Raw genomic sequence first — 13611 nt, 5'->3', positions numbered from 1 at the left:
GCGGCGCGGGCCGCGTCCCACGCCATGGCCGGAAGCGCGGAGCCGGGACCGGTCGTGACGACCGTGCCCGCGTCCGGCACGGCCGCCAGCGGGGTCCGGGGCTGCCACGGGGTGGGCATGTTCCGGCGGTGCGGATCCTCGCTCATGCTGTCGCGGAGCAACCTCATCGCGGACGCGCCGTCGGCGAGGGCGTGGTGGATCTTGGTGTAGATCGCGTAGCGGCCGTCGGCGAGGCCCTCGATCAGGTGCATCTCCCACAACGGCCGGCTGCGGTCGAGCAGCGTGCCGTGCAGCCGCGACACCAGGGTCATCAGTTCGGCCATTCCGCCCGGCTGCGGCAGGGCGTCGCGGCGCACGTGATGTTCCAGATCGACCTCGTCGTGCGGAAGAGTGTCCCAGCCCCACTGGCCGAGCGACGTCACCGAGCGGCGGGCCCGCTTACGGAACGGCGCCGCCACCTGGTCGCCGACCAGCGCCGCATCGAACATCGCTCGCACGTCGGACGCGGACGATCCCTCGGGTGGGGTGAACACCGCCAGGCCACCGACGTGCATCGGATGCTCGCGGGACTCGCCGAGCAGAAACAGTGAGTCGGTCGGCGCCATCGGGAACAGCATGTGGTGTCCTTACCGTTCCCGAAACGGGATCTGCCTGCGCGGATCCGTTCCCCCCGGAACTGTCGTTCATGTCGATATTGCCGTGTGTAAAAGTAACGTTTAGGTGTGGTTCATATCACAAACCGGTCTCGCTGTTTCAGTTTTACAGCACAGCCACCGTTTCCGCCACACACGCACGATCGCACCCCTGCGATCAGACGCCCGTGTATACGGTCTTCCCCCACGTGTAGAAGTCCACGGCGCTGCGGCCCTGCTCCCGGAACGTGTTCGTGGACGAGTCCTTCACCCCGCCGAACGGCACGTTCAGGTCCAGCCCGGCCGTCGGGCGGTTGATCTTGACGACGCCGGCCTGCGCCCGGGCGGCGAAGTCCGTCGAGCGCGCCAGGCTGTCGGTGCAGATGCCCGCGGTGAGTCCGTAGCGGGAATCGTTGACGGCGGCGAGCCCGGCCTCATAGTCGGCGACCTCCAGGACGGCGACGACCGGCCCGAAGATCTCGTCCGTGACCGCCGGATCGTCGAGCGGCAGATCGGTGAGCACGGTGGCCGGGAAGAAGAGCCCGGCGGACGGATCGCCGGCGTCCTCGCCGTGCCGCAGTGTGGCGCCGCGCTCGACCGCGGAGCGCACCGCCGCCCGGTTCTGCTCGAACTGCGCGCGGCTCACCACCGCGCCCATGCGGGTCGAGTCGACCGAACCGTCACCCGGAACATACCGCGCGGCCTCCTCGACCAGCGCGTCCACGAATGCTTCGCGGATCCCGGGGGTGACATACACGCGGGACGTCGCCGTGCAGGCCTGCCCGGTGAGCCCGAACGCGCCCGCAGCCACCACCTGTGCGGCGTTCCGGGCGTCGTCGAGCACCAGCACCGCGTTCTTGCCGCCCATCTCGAGCTGTACCCGGGCCCGGCGCGCGTTCAGGACGTCCTGCAGCCCCAACCCGACGGTGGTGGAACCGGTGAAGGACAGCCCCGCGACGCGGGGGTCGCGGGCCAGGGCGTCACCGACCACCCGCCCCTTGCCGTGGACCACGTTGAATACCCCGGCGGGGAGACCGGCGTCGTGCAGGGCGCGGGCGAGGTGGGTGGCCGACAGGGGCGTCAGTTCGGCCGGCTTGAGCACCACGGTGTTGCCCGAGATCAGAGCGGGTGCCGTCTTCCACGCCGGGATGGCGATGGGAAAGTTCCACGGCGTGATGAGCCCGAAGACGCCCAGGGGCTCGCGGCGGGTGGTGATGCTGGTTCCGGGCAGCCCGCTGGGGAGCACCTCGCCGGTGGCCGCCCAACCGAGGGACCCGAAGAACCGCAGTACGTCCACGGCGCGCGTGACCTCGCCCCGGGCCTCGGCAAGGGTCTTGCCTTCTTCGCGGACGAGGTCCGCGGCCACCGCGGAACCCCGTTCCTGCAACAGGTTTGCCGCCGTGATGAGGATGGCGCCCCGGGCGGGTGCGGGGAGCGCGGCCCAGGCCGGCTGTGCCGCGGCGGCGGCCGTGACGGCGGCGTCCACCTCGGCGGTACCACCACTCGGCGAGTAGGCGACGAGCTCGTTCGGGCGGGCCGGGTTCCAGCGCGCGGTGTCGGCGCCGCCCAGCCATTTGCCGTTGACGAGGTGCTGCGCGGTCGGGACGTCGTTCCGGATGTGTGAGCCGGTGGGCTCGGTGACGGTCGTGGTCATCGTGTCTCCTCGGGAGGTGGAGGGCTGCGTTCTGCCCTAGAGGCTGCGGATCAGGCCGCCGTCGCAGCGGAGTGCGACGCCGGTGATGTACGACGCCGGGGCGCTGCACAGGAACGCGGCGGCAGCGCCGAATTCGTCGGGGTCGCCGTAGCGGCGGGCCGGGATCGTCTTGCGCGATTCGATTTCGATGTCGGTGACGGTGACACCTCGGCGCTTGGCCGCGGCGGCGTCCAGCTCGGCCACCCGGTCGGTGGCGATCCGTCCCGGCAGCAGCAGGTTGACGGTGACGCAGTCGAGGGCGACCTCGGCGGCGAGAGTCTTGAGGTACCCTGCCAGGGCCGCGCGACCGGTGTTGGACATCGCCAGATTAGGCAGGGGCGCAGCAACTCCGGAGGAGCCGATGGCCAGCACCCGGCCCCAGCGACGCTCCCGCATGCCAGGGAGGACGGTCGAGACGAGTGCGTGGTGCGGGCGGAGCAGGATGTCGAAGGCCGCCGCGAGATCGTCCGCGCCCAGGGTCGCCGCCGCGCCCGGTCTGGGCCCGGGCCCGTTGAGCACCACGATGTCGACCGGTCCCAGTTCCGCCTCGGTGCGCTCGACGGCGGTCGCGGTGCCGTCCGGGGTGCTCAGGTCGGCCTCGACGGCGATCGCTCCGTCGAGGGATGACGCGATCTCCTCGGCACGCTCGCGCCGCCGTCCGGTGATCGCCACGCGTGCGCCTTCGGCGGAGAGGGCCCTGGCGACGGCGAGGCCGAGGCCGCCGGTGGACGCTGCGACGAGCGCGGTCTTGCCGCGGATTCCGAGATCCATCAGATCCTCCCGGCGGTGAGCGTCTCGATGGCCCGCGAGGCCTCGGCCAGATGCGTTGTCAGACTGTCGCGGAGCACCTCCGGGAACGGTACGGCCGGGGCGCGCACCGCCGAGTCCCGGATCAGTCCGCGCTGTAGCAACAGCTCCTTGCGGACGGCGAGGGCGATCCTGGCCTGCTGCTCGAAGTTGACGAGGGGCAGGAACGGTTGCAGGACTTCGCGTGCGGCCTCATATCCGCCCGTCTGCCAGGCCCGGACACAGGCCACCAGCGCTTCGGGACAGGAGAATCCCGTCATCGCGCCCGCCGCGCCGGAGGCCAGTTCGTCCAGGAGGCCCTGGCCGCCGAGTCCGCCGAAGACCGAGACGTCGACGGCGGCGGTGAGTTCGGCGACGGCCACGGACGTCGGCGGTGACTCCGCCTTGACGGCCGCGACGAACTCGCAACGCCGTACGACTGCGGCCAGCGCGGCGGTGCCGATGGCTACGCCGCTGGCCGCGGGGTAGTCCTGCAGCACGATCGCGGCGCCGGTCACTCCGTGCACGGCCTGCAGATGGTCGGTGACGACGTCGGCGTCGGCCGAGTTGGCCTGCACCATGAACGCCCGGATCCGCTCGCCCGCCGCGGCGCGGGCGGCACGGATCTCGTCGACGACCGGGCGGGTGGTGAGGGCGGTGACACCCACCACCAGCGGGAGATCGGAAGCCTCGGTGACGGTTTCGAGCACGAGGGCTCGTTCGTCCGTGGACAGTGCCGCGGCTTCACCGAACACTCCGAGCACCGTCAACCCGACGGCGCCGATCCTCTCGTAGTGCTCCACCAGATTCGCGAGGCTGTCGGTGTCGACATCCTGGGTGCTGCCGATGAACGGTGTGGCGACGACGCCCCACACCCCGTGTTCCAATGATTCGCGCATGGTTCTTCCTTTCCGTTCGAGCTACGCGCCGGACCACACGGGCGCGCGCTTTTCCTGGAACGCCAGCACGCCTTCGGCGGAATCCTTGCTGTCCAAGGCGTCCATGAGCGCCGGAAGTCGCAGCCCCCGCGCCTCGGCGGCGGTGAGATGGGCGGTGCGCGTGACCATCTGCTTGACGGCCCGCAGTGAGGTGGGCGCACACGCCCGGATCTGGTCGAGCCAGCGATCCACGGCGGCGTCCAGCTCCTCGGCCGGCACCACCTCGTTGACGAGCCCCATGGCCTGCATCTCGGCGGCGTCGGCCTTGCGTCCGGTCAGCAGCATGCCCATGGCCTGGGTGTAGGGAACCCGGCGCACCAACTGGTGGATGCCGCCGTCGAGGGCCAGCCTCCCGACCCGCGGCTCCGTCAGCCCGAACCGGGCGGTGTCGGCGGCGACCACGATGTCGGCGCCCAGAACGATTTCCATGCCACCGCCCAGTGCGTAGCCGTTCACCTTGGCGATCACCGGAACATCGAGGGTGGTGCGCAGGCTCAGTCCGCCGAAGCCGTTGGCGTCCAGTTCGGCCCAGTACTCCAGTCCGGTCTTGTCCACCGCGGCGGAGCTCATGTCCGCTCCGGTGCAGAAGGCCTTCGGGCCGGCGCCGGTGACGACGACGGCGCGGATGCCGCGGTCCCGCTCCAGCTGTTCCCAGATGCCGTTCAGGCGTGCCGTGGTGGGACCGTCGACTGCATTCAGCACGTGCGGCCGATTGATCGTCACGGTGGCCACACCGTCGTCGACGGTGAGGATGACGTCGTCACCGTTCTCGGTCGTGCTGTCGGTCATGCGAGGACCCCCAGCGCCACGAGACGCGCGATCACGTCGTCGTCGAATCCGTGTTCCCGCAACACCTCGGCATTGTGTTCGCCGAGGCGGGGTGCGCTGTGCCGGATGGACGGTGGGGTCGCCGAGAGCCGGATGGGGGCGTTCAGCATCTTCACCGTGCCGACAGTGGGATGTTCGGCTTCCACGATCATGCCGTTGATGCGGGTCTGCTCGTCGGCCAGCGTCTGCTCGAGGGTGTTCACCGGGGCGTTCAGCAGACCCTCCTCCTCGAGTCTCGCCGTCCAGTACTCCGTGGTGTTTTGCGCGAAGCGTTCCCGGAAGATCGCCTGCAGTGCCGGTTTGTTGTCGAATTGGAGTTCCTTCGTGGAGAACTCCGGTCGGAGCGTGAGGTCCTCGTCCAGGCCGAGGGCGCGGGAAATGTGCAGGAGCGGGTCGGCCGTGAATCCGCCGACCATGCAGACGGCGCCGTCCGTGGTGGGGAACACGCCGGTGAACGGCATTGCGCCCCAGTTGACCTCGTAGCCACGGTTGAGTTGCATGCACGCCTCCTGCATCTGCATGTGCAGCATGGAGTCGTACATGGTGACCTCGACCTTTTGCCCGGTGCCGTACTGCTCGCGGGCGCGCAGCGCCAGCAGGATCCCCTGCATCAGGTGCATGCCGGTGGTGTAGTCGCACAGGGTGGTCGGGTAGACGACGGGCGGCGCGTCGTCCGATTCGCGGCGCCACATGACGCCGGAATACGCCTGCGCGATCGCGTCCTGACCGCCCTTGTGGGAGTACGGACCTTCGGTGCCGAAACCGGTGCCGGACGCCCAGATGATCCCGGGGTTGTCCTTCTTCAGCTCGTCGTATCCGAAGCCCATGCGTTCCATGACGCCGGCCCGGAAGTTGCTGACCACCACGTCCGCATCGCTCATGACCTTGCGCAGCACCGCCCGGCCGTCCTCGGTGCGCGTGTCCACGCTGATGCTGCGCTTGTTGCGGTTGATGGCCAGGAAGATCGGGTTGTCCTGCCCGTCCGGGTCCGGGAACGAGTTGCGGGCGATGTCACCGGCACCGGGGCGCTCGACCTTGATGATGTCGGCGCCGTAGTCGCCCAGCATCTGCGTCGCGCTCGGTCCCATGTAGACCTGGGTGAAGTCGACGATCTTGACGCCGGTCAGCGGAAGCTGCGGGCCGGCGGGAGCCGGGTCGGGGGTGGTTGTCGTCGGGAAAGTCAGCTCTTCGGTGATGGTGCTCATGCCGGGACCGTCGCTTCCTGGTCGAGGGTGGCGTTGGCGGAGGGGATGTCGCCGGGATCCGCGCCGTGGCTGCGCATGCCCGCCTGGATGTCGAGGGCGGACACGGAGCGGACGGTCACGCCGTCCCGGACGGCGAGGGCGGAGGCGACACCGACCGCCTGGCCCATGGCCATGCAGGGCGGGATCTCGCGGGACATCTTCTGGGCGTCCGGTGTTGCCGAGTAGTGGCGTCCGGCCACGAGGAGCTGATCGACTCCCTTGGGGAGCAGCGCGCGGTACGGGTAGTAGTAGTCGCGTCCGCGGGCGACGGAGTCGGCGAAATGCCTGCGCGTGGTGACGTCTTCCTTCGTCATGACGTACTCGCCTTGGAGGAGGCGGGTCTGCCGAACACCCAACTGCGATGCGACGTCCACGATGTAGCAGTTGCCGAACCCGGGGAGGTGCTCCTTGACGTACTCCACCGCCTCGGTGATGCGGTCGCGGGCCGCGAACTCGGCGGCCGTGAGGTCGCCCGGGTCGGTGCCGTCGAATCCGCTCATGTGCGGGGCGTTGCACCAGACGACGCCGTCGAGCGGTGTCTTGAGCCACCACAGTTCCCAGGCGCCGCCGAGCAGCCGCTTGATCTTGCGGTTGATGGCCCGCGCTTCCTTGGGGTTTTCCTGTTCGAAGCGCTCGGCCGCTGCCGTGTCCACGCCGCCCAGCCGGAAGACGAGGGTGGTGATGTAGCTGTCCTTGATGTGGGAGGCGCCGGCGCGGGAGGCGACGTCGATGTCGCCGGTCGTGTCGATGACCACGTCCGCCAGGAATGCCTGCGGGCCGGACTTGGTTTCGCACACCACGCCTTTGACCACGCCGTCGTCCACGACGGGACGGGAGAACCAGGTGTGCAGTCGGAGGTTGACGCCGGCCTCGCGGACGAGGTCGTTGGAAACCCGCTTCCAGCCGTCGGGATCGAATGCGGCGGCGTAGCAGATGGGTTTGGGGTTGGTGTGGGAGTGGAAGTCGAACGTTCCGTAGCGGCCCCACTTGTTCCACAGTTCGGTGGAGGTGGTGCGGTCTTCTCTCGGCGGGACGACGGCGAGGCCCAGTGCCTGGAGTCGCTCCACGTATTCGGAGACGATGCCGGTGACGGTGATGTCCTGTCCGTTGATCATGTCGTCGAGGACGAGCACCATGCCGCCGGACGCGAGGCCGCCGAGCGACGAGTAGCGTTCCAGCAGGGTGACACTGACACCGGAACGGGCTGCGGTGACGGCGGCGGCCACGCCGGCGGGGCCACCGCCCACCACGAGCACCTGGGAGCGGTTGACGACGGGGGCACCGAGGTCCTGGCTGGTGACGCGCAGATCGAGAGTGGTCATGGGAGTCCTTACTTTCCGACGAAGATGCCGTTGGCACGGCGAGCAAGCAGATAGAAGACGATGCTGAGGATGGAGAGAACGGCCACGTACACCGGGAAGATCCAGTTGGCGTTCACGGATTGGAACCAGACGAGCAGGTAGGACGCGGTGCCGCCGAAGAGCGCCACACCGACGCCGTACCCCAGTGACACCCCGGCGCCCCGGCAGTTCTTCGGCATCAGCGACGTGCTGACCACGTTGTAGAGGGTCATGTTCAGCACCAGGACCACCGAGCCGCCCAGCAGCACGACCGCGAAGCCGACGATTCCGGGTTGGACGTACATCAGCATCAGGAAGATCGCCGGGACCGACAGCGCGCGGGTCCAGAGGAACCAGCGCGACATGGACTTGCCGTCCGTCAGCTTCCCGACCACCCAGCTGCCGATGACCAGGATGACACCGAGTGCCGTCGTCAGGGCGAATACCGCGGTGGGATCTTCCTTGAAGTTGCTGCGCGCGGTCGCGGGCAGCCCGACGTTCCACGCGTAGTTGTAGGCCTGGGCGGCGCCCACCACGAAGATGATGGCGAGGACGCTGAGCCAGTGTTTGCGGACGCCCGTCCACACGGCACCGGTCGTGTTGTCCGACAGTTCCTCCGGGCGCATGGTCTCGGGGAGTGCACGGCGGAGGTACACGACGACGATGCCGAAGACGGCGCCGATGACGAAGGGGATCCGCCAGCCCCATTCACCCATGGCGGTCCCGCCGACGATCAGGCTGCACAGGAAGCTGACCAGCGACGCCAACAGCACACCGAGGTTGACGTAGAACGACATGACGCCGGCGACGAGGCCTTCTCGTCCGACCGGGACGAGTTCGACGGCGTGGGCCGTGGAGAGCGGCGCCTCGATGCCGGTGGAGACGCCCTGCACGATGCGGCACGCGACGAGGATGGCTCCGGCCCACGCGCCGATGTGAGCGTAGCCGGGGGTGATCGCGATGATCAGGGTGGTCACGGCCATCGTGCTGATGGAGATCAACATGACCCGGCGTCGGCCGATGCGGTCCGCGAGTGTTCCGAGCATGACGCCGCCCAGCGGCCGGAAGGCGAAGCCGACGGCGAAGACGGCGAGGGTGTTCAGCGTGGCGCTGAGGGGGTCGGTGGAGGGGAAGAAGTTGGGTCCGATGAACGCCGACAGGAGCCCGAAGACCATCCAGTCGTACCATTCGAGGGCGTTGCCGAGGCCGAGGCCGAGAAGGCCTTTGCGGACCTCGGGGGTGAGTTGTTGATGCCTGCTCGGTGCTGTCACAGTGGTGTCTAGCAATGGTCTTGTCCTTACGCTGGCACCTCGAGGGTGCAAGAGGGTATGACGCATCACGGCAACGCGACGCGTTGTGTCCGGCCGGGGAGACGGCCTGACGGTAAGGAGGTTGGGCTGACGGCAGGCGGTGGACGCCGGGCACCACGGTGTGGTGCGTCAACCCAATTCGCTACGCATACCTCTTCGTAGCTGTTCTGGTACCGGGGCGGATGTGCGCCGCGGTCACCACGCGTGTGGTGCGTTGACCCAGATCGCTACGCATACCTCTTCGTAGCTGTTCTTGTACCAGTGCGGAATGTCCGAGGAGAAGGTGATCGAGTCACCCGCTTCCAGGGAATGGCATTCCCCGTCCAGATAGATGTCTTTGCGGCCGGCGAGGATGATGCCGAACTCTTCGCCGCTGTGCCGGAACGGGGTTGCGCTGGTGTCATGTCCGGGCGGAGTTTCGATCCATTGCGCCTCCAGTGCGCCGCCGCCCAGTTCGGGGGTGAGCAGCTCGTAGACGGCTTCCCCCATCGACTTCTTCGTGACGCCGACGAGGTTGCGCCGCTCGTGTTTTCGCACGACGGGCGACGTGGTGTCCGGTTGGCCGATGAAGAATCTGCCGACCGGGATGTCCAGCCCGTGGGCCAGCTGGGCGAGTGTGGTGAAGGACGGATTGGCCAGACCACGCTCGATCTGACTGACGATCGCCGGGCTGAGTCCGGTGATGTCCGAGAGCTGCGCCAGGGTCAGGCCCTTCTCCTTGCGCATGGTGCGAATCTTGTTGCCCACGGTCGTCAACAGCGCACTCGTCGCGGGAGGAGTGTGTGTGGTGCTCTCCGCCGTCATCGGCTTTTCCTCCCGCTGGGTGACCTGACTCACAGAACTATAGTGAAGATCTTCAGCGAGTCAATGGCTCTTCTTAAATATTCTGAAAAAGTTCATTGGATCCGTGATTTCCGAGGTCGGCCAGGGGTGTCTCCGGTGCCGGCGCGCCAACTCAGTACACGTTGATCTCGGTGGTGCTGGGGATGTGCGGGCGGTCGGTGGTCAGCGTGACCTCGACGCGGCCGGATCCCGTCTCGAGGTGGGCCCACGGTTCCGCCGGGAAGTCGAGCAGCCCGCCACTGACGTCGGCGGACCACGAACCTGCGGCGCCGGTTTCCAGGTTGCGCCAGTGCAGCGTCGCGACTACCGAGCACAGCACTCCCGGCGTCGTCGACACACCGACGAACGTCGCGTTCAGCCGGACGTAGACCAGCCCGGGCAGCGCGTCGGTGGCAACGGTGACTCCTCCGATCCGGCCGCCGCAGGCAATGCCGTGAGCTACCGTCGCGGTGTCCGGGATGTTCACCCACCTGTCCTGGGTCTGGTCCGCCGCGGCTGGAGCGGCGGCACCGAACAATCCGGCCAGCGCCAGTCCGGTGATCGCGATCGACTTGCCGAGCGTAGGAAGAGGCATGGTGCTCCAGATCGCTGTCGGTCAATGGTTCCGACGGTACCTCGGAAACCGAGCGTCGGCGTCGAACCTGTAGTCACTCCGTGGTGTGATCGAGTCATGACCGAGGAGAATGGGATTCCCACCATCGTCACCGCGAGCCGCGTCATCACTGCCCCGGCGCGGGTGATCTTCGAACTGATCGCCGACCCGGCGCAACAGCCGCGCTGGGACGGCAGCGACAACCTGGCCGAGGCCGCGCCCGGACAGCGGGTGCGCGCCGTGGGCGACGTGTTCACCATGACACTGACCAACGCAGGCATCCGCGACAACCACGTGGTGGAATTCGAAGAGGGGCGTCTGATCGCCTGGACGCCTTCGGAGCAGGGCCATCCACCGCCGGGGCATCTGTGGCGCTGGGAACTCGAGCCGCTCGACGAGAGAAGCGTTCGGGTCACGCACACCTATGACTGGTCGCGCTTGGCCGACGATCCGAAACGCCAAGAGCGTGCCCGCATCACCACCTCCGACTGGCTGCTGGCGTCGGCGGACCGGCTTGCCGAACTCGCCGAGGCGAGCGACGGGCAACCACCCGTCTGACAATCGAGGCCTGTCGGCGGCGGGCAGTGTGCGCCACGCCGCCGACGGCTCCGAATTACCGCCCGGGGACGACGGAGATCGTTCCCTGACAGACGGCGTTCTGGGAATTGACGAACCACCAACCCGCGCCGGTCTGGACGGTGACGGTGAACGACACCGTTCCGGTTCCCGTCCAGGTCCGGTTGATCGGGATTCCCGGCTTCTGCTGCCACGCCGCCTCGTCGCTGACGCTGTGGCCGGTCGTGCCCGTCGTCGTGTTGTGCCAGTCGACCGACACCCGCGTGCCGTACCAGTTGATTCCGATGCTCGGGATCAGACCGCCGGGCGGCGTCGGCAGTTCGTTCCCGCCGCTGAGCAGGATCGCCGGCTCCAGCGCCGACCCGCCCGGTCGCAGCGACTCCCCGGACGAGGCGTTGACGGTCCACGTGAACGGCGGTGCCCAGACGAGAGGATTCGCGCTCGAGCACGTCATCGTCGTCGATGTCGGTGGTGCGGGCTGAGCATGTGCGACCGCACCCCCTCCTGCCACGACGGCGGTTCCCAACCCGACAGCAGTGAGTGCCGCAGCGCATGCGCGGCGCCCCAACTGGTTGCTCATGAGCCCTCCCATTTCTTCATTCCCCGAGACTCGAGACGTACCTCGCCCCCTGGACTTTCGGCGGCGGACAAGAATTCGTTACAGATCGTGCGAGTCGGGCCTCTCTCACGCACACGTATTCACTAGTTCCGGGCCGGTGGCAGGTCGCGTTGCACCAACAGCAATTCGGAGGCGGCGATGACACCGGGGAAGTAGAAGTAGCCCTCCGGGGACTGGACTAGATCGGCATCGTCGATGCCGTGGACTTCCCACACGTCCACTGCTCCACCGGTGTTGTTCATCCGCACGAACCAGTCGCGTTCCCGCTCGCCTGCAGCGAGGAAACAGCCCTGTTGCTCGGGGCGGTAGCTCCCTGCGATACCGCGAGCCGCACCCATCCGACTCCAGTCCAACCCGTATCGGGAAATGGATGCACGATTCAACACCGAGGTGACGTGGTAGCGGGGTGGCATTCACCCAAAGTAGCTCGGAACATGACCATTACACAGTGAATTTCGGTCCCGACCGGATGCCGGAAGCGGCAGCGGCGTGGCAATTCTCGGCCGGGTCCTTCAGTTGGATGCTGACGCAAGATCGCTCGCTGTCAGCGCGAGGATGTCGTCGGCGTGGCTGACGGCAATGAAATGACCACCACCGCTGACCGGGTGCCAGACGGCGCCCGGGGTTCGATCGGCCACCGTCTTGTTGATGATCTCGGGGACCAGAGTGTCTGCACTGCCCTGCCAGAAGTGCACCGGGCGTTTTACTTTGGTCATGTCGAACGGCCAGGCCTCGTAGAGCATCGTGGCGTCGACGACGAGTCCGTCTGCGCCGTGACGAAAACACTCCCGGCTTGCCTTCAGAAAGGCTGTGAGGACGTCCTCGTCGGCCAGTACCTCCTGGTCTGCCGCGCACGCCGACTTCGTGATCGCCTGCCCGTAACGATCCTCGAAATGTGTGGCACTCATGCCTAGCAGTTCGTACATGAGCGTGAAACCGGGGTGGAAGTGCAGCGCCAGGCGACCGCCCAGCGCGTCCACACTGCTCAGATGCTTCGCGGCCCAGTTCGCGCCGAACGTTCCGTAGTTGCCGCCGGCGATGCACACGACGCTGACCAGTCGCATCGGGTCCAGATACGCGGCCGCCGCCAGGGCCCACGGCCCGCCCTCGGACCAGCCGGTCACCGCGAACCGGTCGGCGTCGAACGAGTCGGCCAGCAGCAGGAGGTCGTCGGTCCAGCTTTCGAAGGTGCGCCCCGGCTGGAGGTCGGACCGGCCGATCCCCGGCCGATCCGCGCAGACGAATCGCAGTCCGTTGGCCTTCGCGTACGAGTCGAACAGATCGGCCTCCCATCGGCTCGACGGTCCGCCGTGGTTGTGCAGCACGAGCGGCCCGCTCGGGTCACCGGCTTCGAGATACGTGATGGTCCGGCTGCCGATCCGGATGCTTCCCTCGCTGGTCACGTGGACTCCTCACAGTGTCGGCCCGACGCCGAAACCGGGTGGGCGGCGTCGAAACTGCAGGTACTCGGATCTTTTCCATACTAGGCTCGACGGGTGGCTCGTCCCGAGTAGTAGGGGGTTTCCGGCGTGGTGCAATCGACGGAGCGGCACGGCGTGCGTAGGCGCGGCGGTCGCGGATCTCTCGCTCTCCTCTCGATCGTCCTGGCCGGGGTCGTGCTCGCGGCGGGGTGCGGGCAGCAGGACTCCGGGTCCGATGCCGAGTCGCAGCAGGACCAGACGACGTCCGAGGCGAACCTCTTGCCCGAGGACGTGGTCGTCGCGCTGGACGGAGTGCAGAGCTACTTCCCTGAGATCGAGCGACAGACCGCGACGGGTGAGAACTCCACGGCGGCCGACGCCCCCGACGCGACGCGAATGGTCATCTACGAAGGCGGCGACGGGCGAAGGGTCACCATCTCCGTGGATCACTATGCCAGCCCCGACGCGGCCTCCACCGCATTCGAGCAGGCGATCGACAAAAGCGAAGTCGTTCAGGGGTTCACACCGCTGCCGGCGCCGACCGACGTCGGCGACAAGGCGTTCGCCGGATCCGTGACCCAGGGACCGGACACGCACATCGGGTACGGCGCGCTCGCCGGTGATTATGTCGTCGGGGTGACGTCGGCCGGCTATCCGGCCACCCCCGAGAACGTCGACAAGCTGACCGGTCTCACGCGCGACGCGGTCGCGAAGGCCACCACGGCATAGCCCCGCGCCAACACCGCGTCAGGATTGCGGTCGCCGGAGTCAGATCGGCGTCAAGGCCCG

At 67.8% G+C, this 13611-nt stretch carries 15 protein-coding genes; 2 read left to right on the top strand and 13 right to left on the bottom strand.

Annotated elements, in window-relative coordinates:
- The 10 genes from P3H15_RS39405 to P3H15_RS39360 all read right to left on the bottom strand — a co-directional run.
- Window positions 1–617, bottom strand: a 617-nt coding sequence (locus tag P3H15_RS39405; RefSeq protein ID WP_276142220.1) for a wax ester/triacylglycerol synthase domain-containing protein, incomplete at its 3' end; no start/stop codon positions are given.
- Window positions 618–810: 193 nt separating this feature from the next.
- The gene (locus P3H15_RS39400; protein WP_276142219.1) at window positions 811–2286 is read right to left on the bottom strand and encodes an aldehyde dehydrogenase family protein; all 1476 of its coding nucleotides are present in this window, start codon (window positions 2284–2286) and stop codon (window positions 811–813) included.
- 36 nt (window positions 2287–2322) lie between these two features.
- A complete protein-coding gene (locus tag P3H15_RS39395) occupies window positions 2323–3096 on the bottom strand; it encodes an SDR family oxidoreductase (protein ID WP_276142218.1) in 774 nt (257 codons plus the stop codon).
- Window positions 3096–4010 (bottom strand): dihydrodipicolinate synthase family protein, encoded by a 915-nt coding sequence (locus tag P3H15_RS39390; protein ID WP_276142217.1) that lies wholly within the window; start codon window positions 4008–4010, stop codon window positions 3096–3098. Before P3H15_RS39390 ends, P3H15_RS39395 begins: the two co-directional genes overlap by 1 nt.
- Window positions 4011–4031: 21 nt before the next feature.
- A complete protein-coding gene (locus P3H15_RS39385) occupies window positions 4032–4838 on the bottom strand; it encodes an enoyl-CoA hydratase-related protein (protein WP_276142216.1) in 807 nt (268 codons plus the stop codon).
- The gene (locus P3H15_RS39380; protein ID WP_276142215.1) at window positions 4835–6082 is read right to left on the bottom strand and encodes a CaiB/BaiF CoA-transferase family protein; all 1248 of its coding nucleotides are present in this window, start codon (window positions 6080–6082) and stop codon (window positions 4835–4837) included. Before P3H15_RS39380 ends, P3H15_RS39385 begins: the two co-directional genes overlap by 4 nt.
- Window positions 6079–7443 (bottom strand): FAD-dependent oxidoreductase, encoded by a 1365-nt coding sequence (locus P3H15_RS39375; RefSeq protein ID WP_276142214.1) that lies wholly within the window; start codon window positions 7441–7443, stop codon window positions 6079–6081. The genes P3H15_RS39380 and P3H15_RS39375 overlap by 4 nt, the downstream gene beginning before the upstream one ends.
- 8 nt (window positions 7444–7451) lie before the next feature.
- A complete protein-coding gene (locus P3H15_RS39370; protein WP_276142213.1) occupies window positions 7452–8747 on the bottom strand; it encodes an MFS transporter in 1296 nt (431 codons plus the stop codon).
- 219 nt (window positions 8748–8966) lie between these two features.
- A complete protein-coding gene (locus P3H15_RS39365) occupies window positions 8967–9608 on the bottom strand; it encodes a helix-turn-helix domain-containing protein (protein ID WP_276142212.1) in 642 nt (213 codons plus the stop codon).
- 118 nt (window positions 9609–9726) lie between these two features.
- Window positions 9727–10188 (bottom strand): hypothetical protein, encoded by a 462-nt coding sequence (locus P3H15_RS39360; protein ID WP_276142211.1) that lies wholly within the window; start codon window positions 10186–10188, stop codon window positions 9727–9729.
- Between the two features lie 96 nt (window positions 10189–10284).
- Here P3H15_RS39360 and P3H15_RS39355 point away from each other — a divergent pair, with 96 nt between their 5' ends.
- Window positions 10285–10764, top strand: a complete 480-nt coding sequence (locus tag P3H15_RS39355; protein WP_276142210.1) for an SRPBCC family protein — start codon at window positions 10285–10287, stop codon at window positions 10762–10764.
- Between the two features lie 55 nt (window positions 10765–10819).
- Here the strand turns inward: P3H15_RS39355 and P3H15_RS39350 are convergent, their stop codons facing one another.
- From P3H15_RS39350 to P3H15_RS39340, 3 genes are all read right to left on the bottom strand, one after another.
- Window positions 10820–11362, bottom strand: a complete 543-nt coding sequence (locus P3H15_RS39350; protein WP_276142209.1) for a hypothetical protein — start codon at window positions 11360–11362, stop codon at window positions 10820–10822.
- A gap of 122 nt (window positions 11363–11484) precedes the next feature.
- Complete coding sequence (locus P3H15_RS39345) at window positions 11485–11739, bottom strand: hypothetical protein (protein WP_095861851.1); 255 nt, start codon at window positions 11737–11739, stop codon at window positions 11485–11487.
- A gap of 174 nt (window positions 11740–11913) precedes the next feature.
- Window positions 11914–12804 carry an alpha/beta fold hydrolase gene (locus tag P3H15_RS39340; protein WP_276142208.1) on the bottom strand — a complete coding sequence of 297 codons (891 nt, stop codon included), beginning with the start codon at window positions 12802–12804 and terminating at the stop codon, window positions 11914–11916.
- A 126-nt stretch (window positions 12805–12930) separates the two neighbouring features.
- Between P3H15_RS39340 and P3H15_RS39335 the strand changes: the two genes are divergently transcribed.
- On the top strand, window positions 12931–13551 hold the full coding sequence (locus tag P3H15_RS39335; RefSeq protein ID WP_276142207.1) for a hypothetical protein: 621 nt from the start codon (window positions 12931–12933) through the stop codon (window positions 13549–13551).
- Window positions 13552–13611 lie beyond the last annotated feature (60 nt).

The organism is Rhodococcus sp. T2V (assembly GCF_029269925.1).
Classification (GTDB): Bacteria; Actinomycetota; Actinomycetes; order Mycobacteriales; family Mycobacteriaceae; genus Rhodococcus_F; species Rhodococcus_F koreensis.
This window is presented reverse-complemented; position numbering and strand designations above follow the sequence as displayed.

Coding starts and splice junctions, on each gene's coding strand:
- P3H15_RS39400 (WP_276142219.1), bottom strand. CDS start 2,286: ATGACCACGACCGTCACCGAGCCCACCGGCTCACACATCCGGAACGAC.
- P3H15_RS39395 (WP_276142218.1), bottom strand. CDS start 3,096: ATGGATCTCGGAATCCGCGGCAAGACCGCGCTCGTCGCAGCGTCCACC.
- P3H15_RS39390 (WP_276142217.1), bottom strand. CDS start 4,010: ATGCGCGAATCATTGGAACACGGGGTGTGGGGCGTCGTCGCCACACCG.
- P3H15_RS39385 (WP_276142216.1), bottom strand. CDS start 4,838: ATGACCGACAGCACGACCGAGAACGGTGACGACGTCATCCTCACCGTC.
- P3H15_RS39380 (WP_276142215.1), bottom strand. CDS start 6,082: ATGAGCACCATCACCGAAGAGCTGACTTTCCCGACGACAACCACCCCC.
- P3H15_RS39375 (WP_276142214.1), bottom strand. CDS start 7,443: ATGACCACTCTCGATCTGCGCGTCACCAGCCAGGACCTCGGTGCCCCC.
- P3H15_RS39360 (WP_276142211.1), bottom strand. CDS start 10,188: ATGCCTCTTCCTACGCTCGGCAAGTCGATCGCGATCACCGGACTGGCG.
- P3H15_RS39355 (WP_276142210.1), top strand. CDS start 10,285: ATGACCGAGGAGAATGGGATTCCCACCATCGTCACCGCGAGCCGCGTC.
- P3H15_RS39350 (WP_276142209.1), bottom strand. CDS start 11,362: ATGAGCAACCAGTTGGGGCGCCGCGCATGCGCTGCGGCACTCACTGCT.
- P3H15_RS39345 (WP_095861851.1), bottom strand. CDS start 11,739: ATGGGTGCGGCTCGCGGTATCGCAGGGAGCTACCGCCCCGAGCAACAG.